General features: G+C 39.0%; 18 protein-coding genes. 4 read left to right on the top strand and 14 right to left on the bottom strand.

Annotated features, from left to right (window positions below; genetic code table 11):
* Position 1: 1 nt before the first annotated feature.
* From CWC11_RS02575 to murJ, 11 genes are all read right to left on the bottom strand, one after another.
* Positions 2-505: a pilus assembly PilX family protein gene (locus CWC11_RS02575; RefSeq protein WP_058548517.1), complete on the bottom strand. Its 504-nt coding sequence runs from the start codon at positions 503-505 to the stop codon at positions 2-4.
* Positions 493-1476, bottom strand: a complete 984-nt coding sequence (locus CWC11_RS02580; RefSeq protein WP_138681439.1) for a PilW family protein — start codon at positions 1474-1476, stop codon at positions 493-495. The genes CWC11_RS02575 and CWC11_RS02580 overlap by 13 nt, the downstream gene beginning before the upstream one ends.
* A gap of 1 nt (position 1477) precedes the next feature.
* The gene (gene pilV / locus CWC11_RS02585) at positions 1478-2038 is read right to left on the bottom strand and encodes a type IV pilus modification protein PilV (protein WP_138681440.1); all 561 of its coding nucleotides are present in this window, start codon (positions 2036-2038) and stop codon (positions 1478-1480) included.
* A gap of 303 nt (positions 2039-2341) precedes the next feature.
* A complete protein-coding gene (locus CWC11_RS02590) occupies positions 2342-3046 on the bottom strand; it encodes a LytR/AlgR family response regulator transcription factor (protein ID WP_138681441.1) in 705 nt (234 codons plus the stop codon).
* Positions 3043-4080, bottom strand: coding sequence for a sensor histidine kinase (locus CWC11_RS02595; RefSeq protein ID WP_138681442.1), 1038 nt, complete (start codon positions 4078-4080; stop codon positions 3043-3045). Before CWC11_RS02595 ends, CWC11_RS02590 begins: the two co-directional genes overlap by 4 nt.
* A gap of 40 nt (positions 4081-4120) precedes the next feature.
* Positions 4121-5050, bottom strand: coding sequence for a 4-hydroxy-3-methylbut-2-enyl diphosphate reductase (ispH, locus tag CWC11_RS02600; protein ID WP_138681443.1), 930 nt, complete (start codon positions 5048-5050; stop codon positions 4121-4123).
* The gene (gene fkpB / locus CWC11_RS02605) at positions 5050-5490 is read right to left on the bottom strand and encodes an FKBP-type peptidyl-prolyl cis-trans isomerase (RefSeq protein ID WP_138681444.1); all 441 of its coding nucleotides are present in this window, start codon (positions 5488-5490) and stop codon (positions 5050-5052) included. Before fkpB ends, ispH begins: the two co-directional genes overlap by 1 nt.
* On the bottom strand, positions 5487-5987 hold the full coding sequence (lspA, locus tag CWC11_RS02610; RefSeq protein WP_058548524.1) for a signal peptidase II: 501 nt from the start codon (positions 5985-5987) through the stop codon (positions 5487-5489). Before lspA ends, fkpB begins: the two co-directional genes overlap by 4 nt.
* Before the next feature lie 12 nt (positions 5988-5999).
* Positions 6000-8828, bottom strand: a complete 2829-nt coding sequence (gene ileS, locus CWC11_RS02615) for an isoleucine--tRNA ligase (RefSeq protein ID WP_138681445.1) — start codon at positions 8826-8828, stop codon at positions 6000-6002.
* Between the two features lie 29 nt (positions 8829-8857).
* Complete coding sequence (gene ribF / locus CWC11_RS02620) at positions 8858-9784, bottom strand: bifunctional riboflavin kinase/FAD synthetase (RefSeq protein ID WP_138681446.1); 927 nt, start codon at positions 9782-9784, stop codon at positions 8858-8860.
* An 83-nt stretch (positions 9785-9867) separates the two neighbouring features.
* Positions 9868-11406 (bottom strand): murein biosynthesis integral membrane protein MurJ, encoded by a 1539-nt coding sequence (murJ, locus tag CWC11_RS02625; RefSeq protein WP_502704790.1) that lies wholly within the window; start codon positions 11404-11406, stop codon positions 9868-9870.
* A 294-nt stretch (positions 11407-11700) separates the two neighbouring features.
* On the opposite strand from murJ, the gene rpsT reads away from it, so the two are divergent.
* The gene (gene rpsT / locus CWC11_RS02630; RefSeq protein WP_002958225.1) at positions 11701-11961 is read left to right on the top strand and encodes a 30S ribosomal protein S20; all 261 of its coding nucleotides are present in this window, start codon (positions 11701-11703) and stop codon (positions 11959-11961) included.
* A 74-nt stretch (positions 11962-12035) separates the two neighbouring features.
* Here the strand turns inward: rpsT and CWC11_RS02635 are convergent, their stop codons facing one another.
* Entirely contained in the window at positions 12036-12419 is a 384-nt protein-coding gene (locus tag CWC11_RS02635) for a response regulator (protein ID WP_058548527.1), read from the bottom strand.
* Between the two features lie 104 nt (positions 12420-12523).
* Between CWC11_RS02635 and CWC11_RS02640 the strand changes: the two genes are divergently transcribed.
* The 3 genes from CWC11_RS02640 to smrA all read left to right on the top strand — a co-directional run bounded on the left by CWC11_RS02640 (position 12524) and on the right by smrA (position 14028).
* Positions 12524-12967 (top strand): hypothetical protein, encoded by a 444-nt coding sequence (locus CWC11_RS02640; protein WP_138681447.1) that lies wholly within the window; start codon positions 12524-12526, stop codon positions 12965-12967.
* A gap of 106 nt (positions 12968-13073) precedes the next feature.
* Positions 13074-13319 carry a hypothetical protein gene (locus CWC11_RS02645; RefSeq protein ID WP_138681448.1) on the top strand — a complete coding sequence of 82 codons (246 nt, stop codon included), beginning with the start codon at positions 13074-13076 and terminating at the stop codon, positions 13317-13319.
* A gap of 127 nt (positions 13320-13446) precedes the next feature.
* Entirely contained in the window at positions 13447-14028 is a 582-nt protein-coding gene (gene smrA / locus CWC11_RS02650) for a DNA endonuclease SmrA (RefSeq protein ID WP_138681449.1), read from the top strand.
* On the opposite strand, the gene CWC11_RS22770 is transcribed toward smrA, so the two are convergent.
* Positions 14025-14171 (bottom strand): hypothetical protein, encoded by a 147-nt coding sequence (locus CWC11_RS22770; RefSeq protein WP_165491319.1) that lies wholly within the window; start codon positions 14169-14171, stop codon positions 14025-14027. The two genes, smrA and CWC11_RS22770, sit on opposite strands and share 4 nt — an antisense overlap.
* A 96-nt stretch (positions 14172-14267) precedes the next feature.
* Positions 14268-15188 carry a 2-hydroxyacid dehydrogenase gene (locus tag CWC11_RS02655; protein WP_138681450.1) on the bottom strand — a complete coding sequence of 307 codons (921 nt, stop codon included), beginning with the start codon at positions 15186-15188 and terminating at the stop codon, positions 14268-14270.
* Positions 15189-15292: the final 104 nt, after the last annotated feature.

The raw sequence follows: 15292 nt of genomic DNA on the forward strand, positions 1-15292 counted from the left end.
TTCAAATCCCCTTACTAGTGCTAGCCATTTCTTGAGCTACACCAGTCACTATGGTTAGTTCGTGCTTAGCTTTAGAGCCATACTTTATAGTGGTAGAGACTTGCAACATGTTGCATGAAATACCTGCCGTAAAATTGAATCTACGCGGGCATTCTAAATCAAGAGCGCCCTGATTGAGGTTAACCATTTTGCTTTTCATCTCATCGTGTTCAGCTATAACCATGCCTTCTGTATCAGCATCAGCCATAGTAGTAACTTCATCAGGCGATAAAAAAAACTGATTTGCAGCTCCCTTATTTGCCTCATCAGAAATCATTCTTTGAACCTCTCCGATAAGCTCATTCTCAGCAACTTCTCGCTCTTGTGCAGCATTAGTAATTTTTATATCAATACTACTACTGCTCATTAAAGTAACCGCAATACCTGTTACTGCAATAACCATGATAAGAGCCGTAATTAGTACAACACCTTGTTGTTTAGCTCGTAACTGTGTTAAATGCGCCATAAGTTGGCTCCTACATTATTCAATCGAATTGTGGTTGTGAACACTGTGCGTCTATAGTTATCGGTAAAGGCAAGCTCTCGCTTATCCTCATCTTCGCCCAAGGTGTATGTTTGATTTTTAATTGTTACTCCAGGATCTTCTTGTAGCGACCTGATCAATAAAAATACTTGTACAGTTAAAATACCTTTACGGTTTTCCCAATCTGTATGTTCCATATCGTTAATACTTCTGTATGTATCAACTCGGCTATCACTATTTGTATCAAGACCAAAAACAAAGCGCATATTTTCAACGCCTTCCATAATAGTTTCGGTTGTAATATTGCCACCAACTAAGCGCTTTCTCATTAATGCCGGCACCTTGAGGCTTTTATTATTTACTGTATAAGTTTGCTCTGATAAGTAATAAACATGGTGGCTATATGGCCATATAGATGCATTTACATTTATAGAGCCTGCACCTATTGCACCACGTTTAAATTGAGCCTTTTCTTGCTCTGCTATAAAATAGTTTTCACCAGCTTGCGTATCACCTGCATCAAGCTGATTACCTTGTAAAAATTTTAACTGAATGATATCTGTATTTTTGATAGGGTTATTTGCACAGTTTAACTCTTTGGTAGAATCAGCCACTTTTGCATAAATAGTTCTAAAGTTACTCGCTGTCGCTAAATCAGGAAAGCTGCCGTTATTTAACCCCTCTGTACAATCAGCACCAGGGTTCGATAACGATGTTGTATTGGCTGATGTAAACGAATCGTCATAATAAGTTCCCCAAAAGCCAATCTGTTCAATATCACGTTGCATAATATTTATAGCTAATCGACCTGACTCCTGAAGCTCACCAATGGTCATCGTATCCTTAGTGGTTACCTTCATCCCTATATAAGTGAACATGACGCCACCTAAAATTAGGCCACCTATAAATAACGAAATCATAACCTCTATAAGTGTAAAACCTGTTTGCTTCATGTTAGCTCCTAAGGTAAATGTAACTAGTTAAAACTACTAAGCGGCGTTTTTTATCCGCTGTACCACATTTTATAGCTGCGGTATCATCATTAGCGTTAAACTCCTGTCGTCCCTGCCATGAAACTATCACTTCTAAGTTAAATGCCCTACCGCCTGAACCTGCAACTGCCGTTGGCGCTATACATACAGTCGCGTCGTCCAGCGACCCTGTATTTTCCCGTGCTCGAATGGCGCGTTTCCATTGCTGTAAATCAAGCGCCGCAACTTGCGCTGCAGTGCATGAACCACTAAAACAAGCCATAGAGGTAGACGTTGAAGTTTCACTATTAAATGTTTGCGTATACAGGGCGACTAACTGAGCAGTATCATTTGCACGAATACGTTGCACAATATCATTACCTAGGGCTACAGCAGCAGCGCGTTGCATAGAATCAAAGCTTGCTTGTTTAGCTTTTGCTTGAAGCGCTACGGCACCTAATAAACCGAAGCTTAAAATGATAAACGCAATAAGCACTTCAATTAAAGTGAAGCCTTTTTGTGTTTTAGTTTGAGGAGAATGCATAGTGAACCAAATAAAAAATTATCTGATTATAAGTTTATGTGATTCTAACTTAGTTTCAATAATTACTAGGATAGGCGGTTAAATTTGTTGATAAACGGTTAATAAGCACTAAAGTCCATTTATCTTTAGAGGTTCAATTTACAGTCATATGATTGGAGTTTAAATAAGTCAGAGCCTATGTAATATAGTTGTTCTCATTAGTAGACGATATCGTAAGAACAGCTCCCAAAAACCCGGAGCTAGGAAACTCGTGCCGTTATCCACCTAGATTTAGCAAACCTCAATCCTAGAAGATAATAGGCTCTAATTTAAAATCTTTTTTACTGTTTTTAGCTCTCGTCTGCTAACAGTTAAGTGAGTTTTACAGCCCATAAGCTCTACATTATGCACACCTGTACTATGGGAATTTAAAGATAAAAGCTTACTTTTATTTACTAATGTATTTCGATGAATTCGTACCAATTGAGCTGGGTACTGTGACTCCAGTTGCTTTAGGCTGGCTTCAATAAAAGCTTCTCCACCTTCAAACACCATATTAGTGTACTTTTCTTGGGCATTAAAATAATAAACATTGTCGAGCTCAACACTTTTAATGGTTCCTCCCAACTGATAACTAATTTTTGTTGGGTGCTGTTTTTGCACATGCGCTTTGTTCAAGCGTCCAACCTGATCTAATACTTTTACTAATGATTGTTCTGTCACTGGTTTAACTAAATAACCTGCTGCGCTCAGTTGCAGAGCATCAAGAGCATGTTCAGAGTGCGCGGTAATAAAAACAACTGCTGGAGGTAAAGCTAAATTATTAAGTTCATTAGCAACCTGCAACCCATTTAAACCGGGCATATCAACATCTAAAAATATTAAATCAGGGGCATATTTTTTAATAAGTAATAAGGCTTCATTACCATTACCGGCTTCGCCTTTAATAACTATATTTTTATTATGTGCTAGTAAACGGGATAAACGCATTCTTGCTAATGGTTCGTCATCAACTATTAATACATTCATAAACCACTCTCAATATTATTTTTGGGAATAACTACTTTCACTCTAAACACATCATTTTTATTGGTGATGATAAGCTGAGCTTTATTTTTATAATAAATATTTAAACGTTGACGAATATTATCAAGTGCCATGCCATTATTAGGCCGAGTTTGATTATTAGTAATAGTGATGGGATTAGAAACAATCATCGTTATATAACCGGTAGTAATATGCAACTCAACATTAATAATTGCGCCACTTTCGCTTATTTCAACTCCGTGACATACCGCATTTTCTATTAGCGGCTGCAGTGTTAAACATGGAATATGTAATATAGGAAGTTCACTTGGTATTTGCCAATCAACCTTTAAACGCTCTCCAAAGCGCCATGTTTCCAAGGCTACATATTGCTTACTCAGTGTTATTTCATCATTGAGTAATACACTTTTACCAGAGCGCATAGCTGCTTGAGATAAGGCAGCTAAAGCTAAAATAGCTTGCTCAGCAGCACCAGCATTATGATGAGTAAGTTCTGCAGCTGTATTTAAGCTGTTGTATAAAAAGTGCGGACGTATCCTAGCTTGTAGGGCATCCAATTCTGCGCGAGAAAGTGCCTTTGTTTGCAGCTCTTTTTCAGTATAAATAAGCAAAAACTGTACAAACAAAGCGGCTGATAGCAAAACTGTAACGCAATTTCGCAATACAAAATATATAAGATTATCGGCTTTATCTATATCAAACGCAAAGTGAGAGAATAAAACACTATATATGCAGGTGAATAAAAAAAATGAGGTAAAAAATAGTGTGAGCTGAAAAGCGTTTGTTCGCTTTTGTAAAAAGCCCTTAAATAGATACAGGGCGGAGGTGCTTGATAAAACAGTTAAGTGTAAAAATAAACTAATCACCCCAAGCCGTAACCAAATGTCACCTTGGATATTTGGCGCGAACGCCAATACAACTGCTATAACTTGAGTAACAACAAGCGAGGCTAGTACCCCTCGCTCATTAAAAAGAGCTGAAAAAAGCAATGCATCAGAATGAACCGACTTGCTCATAACAGCTCTCCTTGTAATCTAAATAATTAATTTATATAGATTAACGCAGCTCAACAGGAACGGCAAATACGATGTTTTCTTCTTCACCTGGGTTTTCTACTACCTGCTTGCCACCAAGCTCTTTTAAGCGTGTTATTACTTGCTGTACAAGTACTTCTGGTGCAGATGCTCCAGCCGTAACACCCACAGACTTAGACTCTAAAACCCACTGCTCTTGCACATCAGTGGCATCGTCAATTAAATAAGCAGTTGTGCCCATTTTATCTGCAAGTTCACGTAAGCGATTAGAGTTTGAGCTATTTTTAGCTCCTACTACTAAAAGTACATCAACTTTATCAGCTAAATCACGCACCGCATCTTGGCGATTTTGCGTTGCATAACAAATATCGTCTTTTCGAGGTCCATCTATTGCAGGGAACTTCTCGCGTAATGCGTCAATGACATCTGCCGTATCATCCACAGAAAGCGTTGTTTGGCTACAATAAAATAAGTTTTCAGCATTTTTAACATTTAGCGCAATAACATCTTCCGCGGTTTCTACCAGGTAAATTCCGCCTTCATCATTATCGTACTGTCCCATTGTACCCTCAACTTCAGGGTGACCATGGTGACCAATTAAAATGCATTCAATACCTTTGCGGCTAGCGCGTGTAACTTCCATATGAACTTTAGTTACAAGCGGGCATGTTGCATCAAATACTTTTAAGTCGCGGCGTTTCGCTTCAGAGCGTACCGCTTGCGATACACCATGAGCACTAAAAATAACAATGCTATCGTCAGGTACTTGATCAAGTTCTTCGACGAACACCGCGCCACGGCTTTTTAGGCCATCGACTACGTAACGGTTATGTACCACTTCGTGACGAACATAAATTGGCTTTTCAAAAATATCTAAAGCACGCTCTACAATGCTGATTGCACGGTCAACGCCCGCACAAAAACCACGTGGGTTAGCTAATAAAATATCCATTAGCCTTCTACCTCAATAATATCTACTTCAAATGTTAGGCGTTGACCCGATAGCGGGTGGTTAAAATCGATAGTAACCGACTCCCCTTGCACTTCTCGAACAAGACCAGGAAGTTCAGTACCATCAGGTTGTGTAAACGCAATAATAGCGCCTACTTGAGCAGGTGTTTCTGGGCCAAACTTACTACGGTCAACATAGTAAATATTATCTGGATTTGGCTGACCAAAAGCATCTTCTGGTTCAAGCTCAAATGTTTTACTTTCACCAGCAGTTAACCCTAATAAACACTTTTCGAAGTTTGCCGTTAAGCTACCATCACCCATTGTTAATTTTGCAGGTTTGTTATGAACCTTTGTAGAGTCTGCGGCAGAGCCATCTTCTAACTTAATAGAAAAATGAAAAATAACGTGCGAGTTTTCACCAATTACAGCTTGGCTCATGCTTTATGCTCCTTCGGACTTTCGCCTGTAAAGGCATCAAATAATAATAACGCGGCACCAATACAAATAGCGCAATCAGCAATATTAAATACTGGAAAGTGTGACTTATCGTAAAATACATGGATAAAGTCAATTACATAACCATAAGCTATACGGTCATATAAGTTACCTATGGCGCCTGCAAGTACTAACGCATAAGCACTGCACAATATTTTGTTTGTAGCTGGTAACCGCTTAAGCCACCAAACAAGTAACCCACTAATGGCAATAGCTATAAAGCTTAAAAACCAACGTTGCCAACCACCTGCTTCACTTAAAAAGCTGTAGGCTGCGCCATAATTATGTACGTAAGTAATACTAAAAACAGGCAGTAAATTTATAGACTCTTGATAAGCCATGGTATTCACAACTAGTGTTTTACTGGCAAAGTCTATTACTAACAGTAATAGACTCAACCAAAGCCACACTAAACCACTTTTTTGGGCTAGTTTGCTCACTGAGTAAAGCTCCTAAGCGAATTGACGCTTTTCACCTTCGCCATCAACATTACTTACACAACGGCCACAAATTTCAGGATGAGCAGGATCAGTTCCTACGTCGTCGCTATAGTGCCAACAACGTTCACACTTAGCGGCGTCTGTTGCTGCAACACTAATGTATAAACCTTCAATTTCTGTTGCTTGTGTATCTGCTGGTTGGCTATCAACCTGCTTAACGTTTACTGCTGATGTTAACAACACAAAACGAAGCTCATCACCTAATGAATCAAGTGTACTTGCAAGGTCTTTATCCGCAAATAAGTTAACTGTTGCTTGTAGTGTTGCACCAATTACTTCTTCTTTACGTGCAGCTTCTAATAAGCGGTTTACTTCATCGCGAACATTTAAAATTGCTTGCCAATCATCATTACTAAACTGACTGCTCGTTGGTGCTTGTAAGCCGTCGTACCATACTGATGTAAATACGTAATCACTGCGCTCGCCTGGTAAGGCTTCCCAGATCTCTTGTGCTGTAAAGCTCATAATTGGCGCCATCCAGCGTGTCATAGCTTCTGCAATATGGTAAAGCGCAGTTTGACAAGAACGACGTGCATGGCTATCACTTTTAGCTGTGTACTGACGATCTTTAATTACATCTAGGTAAAACGAGCCAAGTTCACCAGTACAGAAGTTCATTAGCTTTTGCGTTACTAATAACATTTGGTAGCTATCGTAAGCGGCTAAAATCTCGTCTTGTAACTGAGCCGCACGGCCAACAATCCACTTATCAAGCTCAACCATATCATCTACAGCAACTTGATCAGTTTTAGGATCAAAACCACTTAAGTTAGCCAATAAGTAACGGCTAGTGTTACGAATACGGCGATAACGATCTGCAGAGCGTTTGAATATTTCATCAGACACAGTCATTTCTGCCGTGTAATCGGTAGAAGCAACCCACAAACGTAAAATGTCAGCACCTAGCTTATTCATTACATTTTGCGGAGAGATAACATTACCCAGTGACTTAGACATTTTACGACCGTTTTCATCAACGGTAAAACCATGCGTAAGCACTTGTTTATATGGCGCATGACCATTAATCGCAACCGATGTCATCATTGACGACATAAACCAACCACGGTGTTGATCAGAACCTTCAAGGTATAAGTCGGCTGGGCCAACTAAGTCTTCACGTGCATCTACTACACATGCGTGCGACACACCTGAATCAAACCATACATCTAGCGTATCTTGCACTTTCATGTATTGCTTAGCATCTTCTTCGCCAAGTAAAGTAGCCGGCTCTAGGTCATACCATGCTTGAATACCTGACTTTTCAACAAGCTCTGCAGCTTGCTCGATAAGCTCTTGGGTATTTGGGTGTAAAGCACCGGTGTCTTTATCAACAAATAAAGCAATCGGCACACCCCATGTACGCTGACGCGAAATACACCAATCTGGACGGCCTTCAACCATGTTAGAAATACGGCTTTCGCCCCATTCAGGCAACCACTGTGTATTTTTGATTTCTTTAAGAGAGTCTTGACGTAAATTAGCCTGATCCATACTTACAAACCACTGCGGTGTAGCACGGAAAATTATTGGCGTTTTGTGGCGCCAGCAATGCGGGTAACTGTGTGTAAGTGCATGATGATGTACTAATGCACCACGCTCTTTTAGTACTTCAATTACGCTCGCGTTTGCTTTAAATACATGTTGACCAGCAAATAGCTCAGTCTCAGGTAAGTACACACCATTTGCGCCAACAGGGTTAGCAACTTCTAGGTTGTAATTTAAGCCTGCCACGAAATCTTCTTGACCATGACCTGGCGCTGTATGCACAACACCTGTACCTGAGTCAGTAGTAACGTGGTCAGCAACAATCACAGGTACACTAAAGTCATAAAAAGGATGCGCTACTTGTAAGTTTTCAAGTACAGCACCTTTTACGTAACCTAAAACGTGGTAATGATCAAAACCAAAACGGTCCATTGCATCTTTAACAAGTTCTGAGCCTAAAATTAAACGCTGCTGTGCGCCTTCATCTTCAACTTGTACAAGCGCATATTCTAGATCGGCATGAACAGCAACAGCACGGTTTGCAGGAAGCGTCCATGGCGTTGTTGTCCAAATAACAGTTCCAACACTACCTTGGCCTTCATGGCCTTGGGCTAGGTCAAACGCATTTACTACTGCGTCTTGGTCATCAAAAATAAAACGTACGTCAATTGCTGGCGACTGTTTATCTTGATATTCAACTTCTGCCTCTGCTAATGCAGAGCCACAATCTGTACACCAATGTACAGGCTTAGCGCCTTTGTGTAAGTGACCGTTTTTAATAATACGACCAAGCACACGAATTGCATTCGCTTCAAAATCAAAATTCATTGTTAAGTAAGGCTTATCCCAATCTGCAAATACGCCTAAACGTTTAAAATCAACCTTTTGGCCTTCAACTTGCTTTTTGGCATACGCACGACACTTTTCGCGAAACTCGCTCGCCGTTACTTTTACACCCGGCTTACCTACTTTTTTCTCAACCATTAACTCAATTGGTAAACCGTGACAGTCCCAACCAGGTACATAAGGCGAATCAAAGTCTGATAAAGTTTTAGACTTAACAATAATATCTTTTAAAATCTTGTTTACTGAGTGGCCTAAGTGGATGTCGCCATTTGCATACGGAGGGCCGTCATGCAAAATAAAGGTCTTTTTACCCTTTTTAGCGCTGCGAATTTGACCGTAAAGGTCGTCTTCATACCATGCTTTAAGCATTTTTGGTTCACGTTGTGCCAAATTGCCACGCATTGGAAACGGTGTTTCCGGTAAATTCAAAGTATGTTTATAGTCGCTCATTTATCCTACATTCCGTATCTATCGGCTGCCTAATTTAAACCAAAACACTGCTTAGCGGCGGCAACATCTGTTGCTATTTGCGCCGTGAGTTGTGTTAATGTCTCGAATTTTTTCTCATCGCGGAGTTTTTGTATTAACTCCACGTGCATAAATTGTCCATAAATGTCTTGTGCAAAATCAAAAAGATGAACTTCTAGAAGTGCACGTGTTCCATTAAATGTGGGTTTGTTGCCTATATTTGCAACCCCAAAAATTTGTTTACCTGCAATTGTAGCCTGCACAGCAAACACACCATTAACAGGGCAAACTTGGCGTTTAAGCGCTATGTTTGCTGTTCTAAAACCAAGCTCACGGCCTCTTTTCCAGCCATGTATTACGCGCCCAGAGATAGCGTAGTCGTGGCCAAGCATCACTTTTGCACTGACTAAATCACCAGCAGCTAATGCTTCACGAATCAATGTGCTGCTCACTCTAGCATTTAACTGGCGAAAACTCGCTGTGCTTTGCACATCCATTCCCGCCTGATTCCCCATACTAACGAGTAAATCAAAATTGCCTTTGCGCTGCTGCCCAAATCTAAAATCATCACCTACTGTTAATGCTTTAACACCGAGTTTTTTTATAAGTATGTCGCTTACAAACTGTTCAGCTTGCATATTTGCAAATTGCTGATTAAAGCTAATACAAATTACACGTTCAATGCCTAAATCGCTCAATAAACGCAGCTTATCACGTAATCGCGTGAGCCTTGCTGGGGCATTATTTTTAGCAAAAAACTCTTGAGGCTGAGGTTCAAAAAGCATCACTGTACTTGGTAAGTTGTGCGCTTTAGCATCGGCTAGCAAACCTTTTAATACTTGCGAATGACCTAAGTGAACACCGTCAAAATTACCAATAGTCAGCACACACCCAAAGTGATGCGCTCGAATATTGTGTATACCTCTAATTAACTCCATGCCACCTAAAGCCTTTTTTCAGCGAGTATTATCACGACTTATACCAAGGAAAAGCCACAAGGCTGCCGATTATAATCTTTTTTTTAGTTTGATTCAGTAATTGCTACACTTTTTATCGTATTTAGTCTTACGCCCATTAAAAAGAGCATTGCAAAGTAGCTAACTCCAGCTAACGCAACAAGAGCAATTAACAATATAACTTGCTGCATGAATGCCCAAGAAGCCCAGTAATAGTAACTACTTACATACCATGTAACACACCCCATAACTATACTTGCAACAATACACTTTATAGTGAAACGCAAACTCATAGAAGAAAACTGATAAACTTTTTCTTTTTTAAGCTGCCTGTAAAGTAAAAATGCATTACAACTGGCCGACATCGATGTAGCAAGGGCTAACCCTAAGTAACCTATAAAAGGCGCCAACATAATATTAAACACCATATTTAGCACTAAGGTTATAATACCAATGCGTACGGGCGTTTTAGTATCTTGACGGGAATAAAAACCAGGCGCGAGCACTTTAATCAACATAAAGCTAACTAACCCTACAGAGTAAGCAACAACACCTAAACTTACCGCTTTTACATGATCAACACTGTCCTCTTTAAAAGCACCATGATCGAATAGCACCGTAATTATAAGTGGACTAATTATCATTAAGCCAACCATTGCTGGTATACCTAAAAATATTACAAACCGCACACCCCAATCTAACGTATGCTGAAAATCGCTCAATTTTTTACTGCTGTGCAATTTAGACAATGCGGGTAAAATAACCGTCGCAATACCTATTCCAAACAAACCAAGCGGAAACTCTATTAGCCTATCTGAGTAATAAAGCCATGCTATAGAGCCTGTCATTAATAGTGAGGCTATCATGGTATCTAGTAATAAATTAATTTGGCTTATCGATACGCCAAACAATGCAGGAAGCATAAGCTTACGCACTTTTTTAACATTTTCGTCTTGCCAAGCCCAACGCGGGCGCGCCAACATTTTTGCGCGATATAAAAACGGCAATTGAAATAACAATTGCACAATACCACCGACAAATACGCCTATAGCTAGGGCGTATGCACCAACACTAAACTTATCATGTAAAAAAATAGCGCAGCTGATTATTGATATATTGAGTAAAACGGGCGTAAAAGCAGCGACTGCAAAGCGGTTATAAACGTTCATTACTGCACCACTAAGCGCAACTAAGCTCACAAAAAATAAATACGGAAAAGTTAACTTTAATAACGAACTAGCAAGTTCAAATTTTTCAGCGTTTGGGCCACCCTGCCACCAATCTATAAACCAACCTGTACCAAATAAGGCCGCAATTACCGGTGAAGCAACGACACCAAATATGGTTACTATAAGTAAAATAGTACCGAGCGTTCCGGCAGCTTGCGCCACAAAAAGCTTAACTTTGTCATCACCTTGTTGCTCTTTGATTTCACTAAGAACAGGTACAAACGCCTGTGCAAAGGCACCTTCGGCAAACAAACGTCGTAAAAAATTAGGAATACGGTTAGCAAATAAAAAAACATCGGCAGCGGCGCTGGCCCCTAATAAATTTGCAACTACTGCATCTCGTACTAGCCCTAATATGCGTGAAATCATAGTCATACAACTCACGATCATACCTGAGCGAAATAAACCTTTTGACACCTTAAACCCACTTAAAAATCCCTAATATGGGCAATTATGCCACAGTCTTTTTTATAAATCGCTTTAAAGCACTAGGCTGGGAGTCTGTGCTTTGTTACAATATCGATATTAACTGCTAAAGCGGCAAATTGATGTTCGTTATAAGGAGCAGTTTTTCTTGGATTGTTAAATTTACATTGACATTCATGATAAAAACAGGCATATTCCACGGCCTTTAATTTAAGCTTTATTTAAGATTGTTAGGAGCAAACCTTGGCTAACATCAAGTCTGCAAAAAAACGCGCTATCACTAGCGAAAAAAACCGTCAGCACAACGCAAGCCGTCGTTCAATGATGCGCACTTACTTCAAAAAAGTAATTGTTGCTATTGAAGCTGGTGATAAAGAAGCTGCACAGCAAGCTTTTTCTGTTGCTACACCTATCCTAGACCGTTACGCAACTAAGGGTCTAATTCACAAAAACAAAGCAGCTCGTCATAAGAGCCGTATTGCCGCTAAAATTAAAGCGCTATAATTTGTTTTTGTAGAATATAAAAACCGGCATTTGCCGGTTTTTTTTTGCTTGAATTTTAACTGCACTTAACTTGCTTATGCATTTTCTAAATCTGGGTAAAACTTCTTCAGCATTGCCGCTATTTTTTTAGGTGTAAATGGTTTTACAACAAACCCTTTAGCGCCCTTATCTATTGCATCCTTTACGTTATCAACACCTGAATGTGCAGATACCATCACCACATTTGTCTCTGGGCTTAATTCATTGATTTGCGAAATCAAATCTTTACCATCTCCATCTGGTAATTCAATATCTAAAAAAATCATATCGTAATTGGCAGCCTGACACTCACTAATACATTGCGAGGCCGTAGATGCTTCCTTTACATTATCTATCCCTAAGTGCATGAGCGTTTGGCTCAAAAAACTACGCACCGTGCTAACGTCATCTACAATTAAAATTGATAGCTGCGTATTCATCTTTATTCCTCGTAGGCTATAAGCTAACTTTAAGTTATCATATTGATACATAAATTTATTCATTTAATTATAGAGACCTACGCCAAAAAGGCCAGATTTGCTTTATGTCTAAAACACCAAATAAACAATCACTGCTTGGTAAAATGCCAGCAAGAAAAAAAACACCCCAAAAAAGAAAGCCTCAGCCTTCAACCCAGCGTCCACAAACAAATAACACAAATGCACAAACTCTCAATGATGAACGCAAACACACCAAACCTAAAAAAGGGTTATTTATAACACTTGCAGTTATAGCGGTGATTATTTTAGTGTTTCCAAAACCGACCTTGCTCACCTATAAAAAATTAGGGATGGTAAGTGAAAGTATTTATTGGCCAGGTGTTTTTGGTAAAGGCGCAATGCTTATTGATTCAAACTTACATCCACAGTTTGATTCTAAGCGTAAATCCCTTTATTTATGCAGTGATTTACAAAAGCCACAGAGCTGCCAAAAGTATCAAGTGATAGCTGACAATGGTTTATTTGCTGCAATAGGTAGCTACTTTTAGCATTAAAAAAACTAATCTGAAAATTTAAAATTACTTGGTTGAAAGGTGTGCAAAAGATCAACATAATGGCGCTCCTTTTTTCAACAACTGAACTATTGAAACGACCATGCTAAACGAGCTAGATTGGCTTTTAAACACGACACTACTTGCACTAGGTTTAGGTGCATTCTTTATTAACCAGATAACACTGCTGCGCGTTGCCGCCATTAGTGCTTGTGGTTTGTTATTCTTATCATTTAGCTTAGATCTTATGTCGTCGAGTGTTATTTCAAATATGAGTTTAGTGTTGATCAACACTTTTTACTTGTTTAAAGTTTATACATTTGGGCAATTTAACGTAACCCAAAATTAACAACTTCTCCTTAGAATAATTGATAGCCCAGCATTGCTGGGCTTTTTTATATTAAAATTTAAAGTTTGGGGTTCACAATGAACTGAGATAAAATTTAGTACGTATTATTCTAAATTTAGGTCTTACTATGCCTTTATCTGACTTTGATTTATTTTTATCTTCTATGGAAGATGTAAAACCAATAAACCACGATACTATTACTCCCATTTCAAATAACCACAGTGCAACCCTAGCCCAACAAGAAAAACGTAAAGCAGCACAAATTAATCTAGCAAATGATGAAAATTACTTACAATCTGAGCATGTTGAAATATTAGACCCACTCGCTATATTAAGCTTTAAAAAAGATGGCGTACAAAGTGCGGTTTTTAAAAACTTACGTTTGGCTAAATACCAAGTTGATGCCACGCTTGACCTGCATGGGCAATTACTTAAAAACGCACGTAATACTTTATTTAGCTTTATTGCTGATTGCCACCAGCGAAATATACGTGTTGTATTAATACGCCACGGGATCGGCATAAAAAATAAAGCTAAACCAGGCATTTTAAAAAGTTATGTAAACAAGTGGCTACAAGAGTTGCCTCAAGTATTGGCTTTTCATACCGCACTTAGGCACCACGGTGGAAGCGGTGCTACTTATGTATTACTTAAAAAAAGTGAAGAAAAGAAACACGAAAACCGAGAAATACACAGTAAGCGGGGTTAATCCGCTACCGTTAACTCTTCCTTGGTTTGAACTTTTGAAGGGATATCTTCGGCATTAGCCTGATTAAACCAAGCAGAAACGCCAAGTACTACAATAGAAATGATAACTAGGCTTAATTTAACGCCACTTTGACTCGATTTCATAACACCCTCTTTGTAATTTTTATTAGTGAGAATAGCTTTACACTAATAAAAATTACAAATGTTAACAAGCTGTTTTTTAAACTAATTAGCTATCTCTTAATAACCTTTAGTTCTATCTATTGTATTATTAAGTGAAACGCCCTGATTTAAGCATTCAATATTTTTTGCTATTTGTTCTATTACGCTATCAATATCAGATAATGCTGCACAGTGCGGAGTTAAAGTAACTTTAGGGTGGCACCAGTATGGATGTTCTTGTGCTAGCGGCTCTTGCTCAAATACGTCAAGCGTTGCGCCGCGCAAAGTATTATTATTTAAAGCGTTTAATAAATCTTGTTCTACGACATTTCCTCCTCGAGCCACATTAATAACTACAGCATGTTCAGGTAATTTAGATAGCAAAGAGCCATTGATAATACCTTGCGTTGCCTGTGTAAGAGGAAGTAAACATACTAAGTAATCAACGTTAGGAAGCATATTGCTAAGCCCTTGCTCAGCATAAAAAATATCTACACCAGTTACATTTTTACTACTTTGTGCCCACGCACTTACCTTAAAGCCATTATTAATAAGTTTTTGTGCACATGCTTTGCCTAGCTCTCCATAGCCAAGAATACCAACATGCTTATTTTTTAATGCGCGTTTTGGTTTCCACGTTTGCTGCGCTTGTTTTAGGTAATACTCTTTTAAACGAAGCTTTTGAGCTAACACATGTGTTAGCACATATTCAGCCATATCCTCTGCAAGTTGCTCATCAACAATACGAACAACGTCCACCTTATCATTTAAAAGTGATAAATCTATACTGTCTACACCGGCACCAAATGACGACACAGCTTTTAAGTTAGGTAGCTGTTGCCACATAGCCTCAGGTGCATTCCAAGCAAGTACAAATTCAACACCTTCTACATTTTTACACGCGGGCCATTGCTCTATCAGGGTATTAGGCAAACGCTGTTGTAACTTGGTTATCAGTTTTGTGTTATCTCGTCCAGTTATAGCCACTAATACCGACATAAATTCTCCTAGCAATACAAAGTTTATAAACTAACACTTTAAAAAGTCACACAACTGCAAAGTAATTGTCACACCCTTTTTTTAATCTTATAGGTATGGCGAAT

The organism is Pseudoalteromonas sp. S3178, from assembly GCF_005886985.1.
Classification (GTDB): Bacteria; Pseudomonadota; Gammaproteobacteria; order Enterobacterales; family Alteromonadaceae; genus Pseudoalteromonas; species Pseudoalteromonas carrageenovora.

Excerpts from the sequence above, each read along its gene's own strand:
- ileS (WP_138681445.1), bottom strand. The coding sequence starts at position 8,828 with ATGAGCGACTATAAACATACTTTGAATTTACCGGAAACACCGTTTCCA.
- fkpB (WP_138681444.1), bottom strand. The coding sequence starts at position 5,490 with ATGAGCCAAGCTGTAATTGGTGAAAACTCGCACGTTATTTTTCATTTT.
- CWC11_RS02645 (WP_138681448.1), top strand. The coding sequence starts at position 13,074 with ATGCTAAACGAGCTAGATTGGCTTTTAAACACGACACTACTTGCACTA.
- murJ (WP_502704790.1), bottom strand. The coding sequence starts at position 11,406 with ATGACTATGATTTCACGCATATTAGGGCTAGTACGAGATGCAGTAGTT.
- CWC11_RS02580 (WP_138681439.1), bottom strand. The coding sequence starts at position 1,476 with ATGAAGCAAACAGGTTTTACACTTATAGAGGTTATGATTTCGTTATTT.
- CWC11_RS02595 (WP_138681442.1), bottom strand. The coding sequence starts at position 4,080 with ATGAGCAAGTCGGTTCATTCTGATGCATTGCTTTTTTCAGCTCTTTTT.
- CWC11_RS02640 (WP_138681447.1), top strand. The coding sequence starts at position 12,524 with ATGTCTAAAACACCAAATAAACAATCACTGCTTGGTAAAATGCCAGCA.
- ispH (WP_138681443.1), bottom strand. The coding sequence starts at position 5,050 with ATGGATATTTTATTAGCTAACCCACGTGGTTTTTGTGCGGGCGTTGAC.
- CWC11_RS02635 (WP_058548527.1), bottom strand. The coding sequence starts at position 12,419 with ATGAATACGCAGCTATCAATTTTAATTGTAGATGACGTTAGCACGGTG.
- smrA (WP_138681449.1), top strand. The coding sequence starts at position 13,447 with ATGCCTTTATCTGACTTTGATTTATTTTTATCTTCTATGGAAGATGTA.
- CWC11_RS02655 (WP_138681450.1), bottom strand. The coding sequence starts at position 15,188 with ATGTCGGTATTAGTGGCTATAACTGGACGAGATAACACAAAACTGATA.
- ribF (WP_138681446.1), bottom strand. The coding sequence starts at position 9,784 with ATGGAGTTAATTAGAGGTATACACAATATTCGAGCGCATCACTTTGGG.
- pilV (WP_138681440.1), bottom strand. The coding sequence starts at position 2,038 with ATGCATTCTCCTCAAACTAAAACACAAAAAGGCTTCACTTTAATTGAA.
- CWC11_RS22770 (WP_165491319.1), bottom strand. The coding sequence starts at position 14,171 with ATGAAATCGAGTCAAAGTGGCGTTAAATTAAGCCTAGTTATCATTTCT.
- CWC11_RS02590 (WP_138681441.1), bottom strand. The coding sequence starts at position 3,046 with ATGAATGTATTAATAGTTGATGACGAACCATTAGCAAGAATGCGTTTA.
- CWC11_RS02575 (WP_058548517.1), bottom strand. The coding sequence starts at position 505 with ATGGCGCATTTAACACAGTTACGAGCTAAACAACAAGGTGTTGTACTA.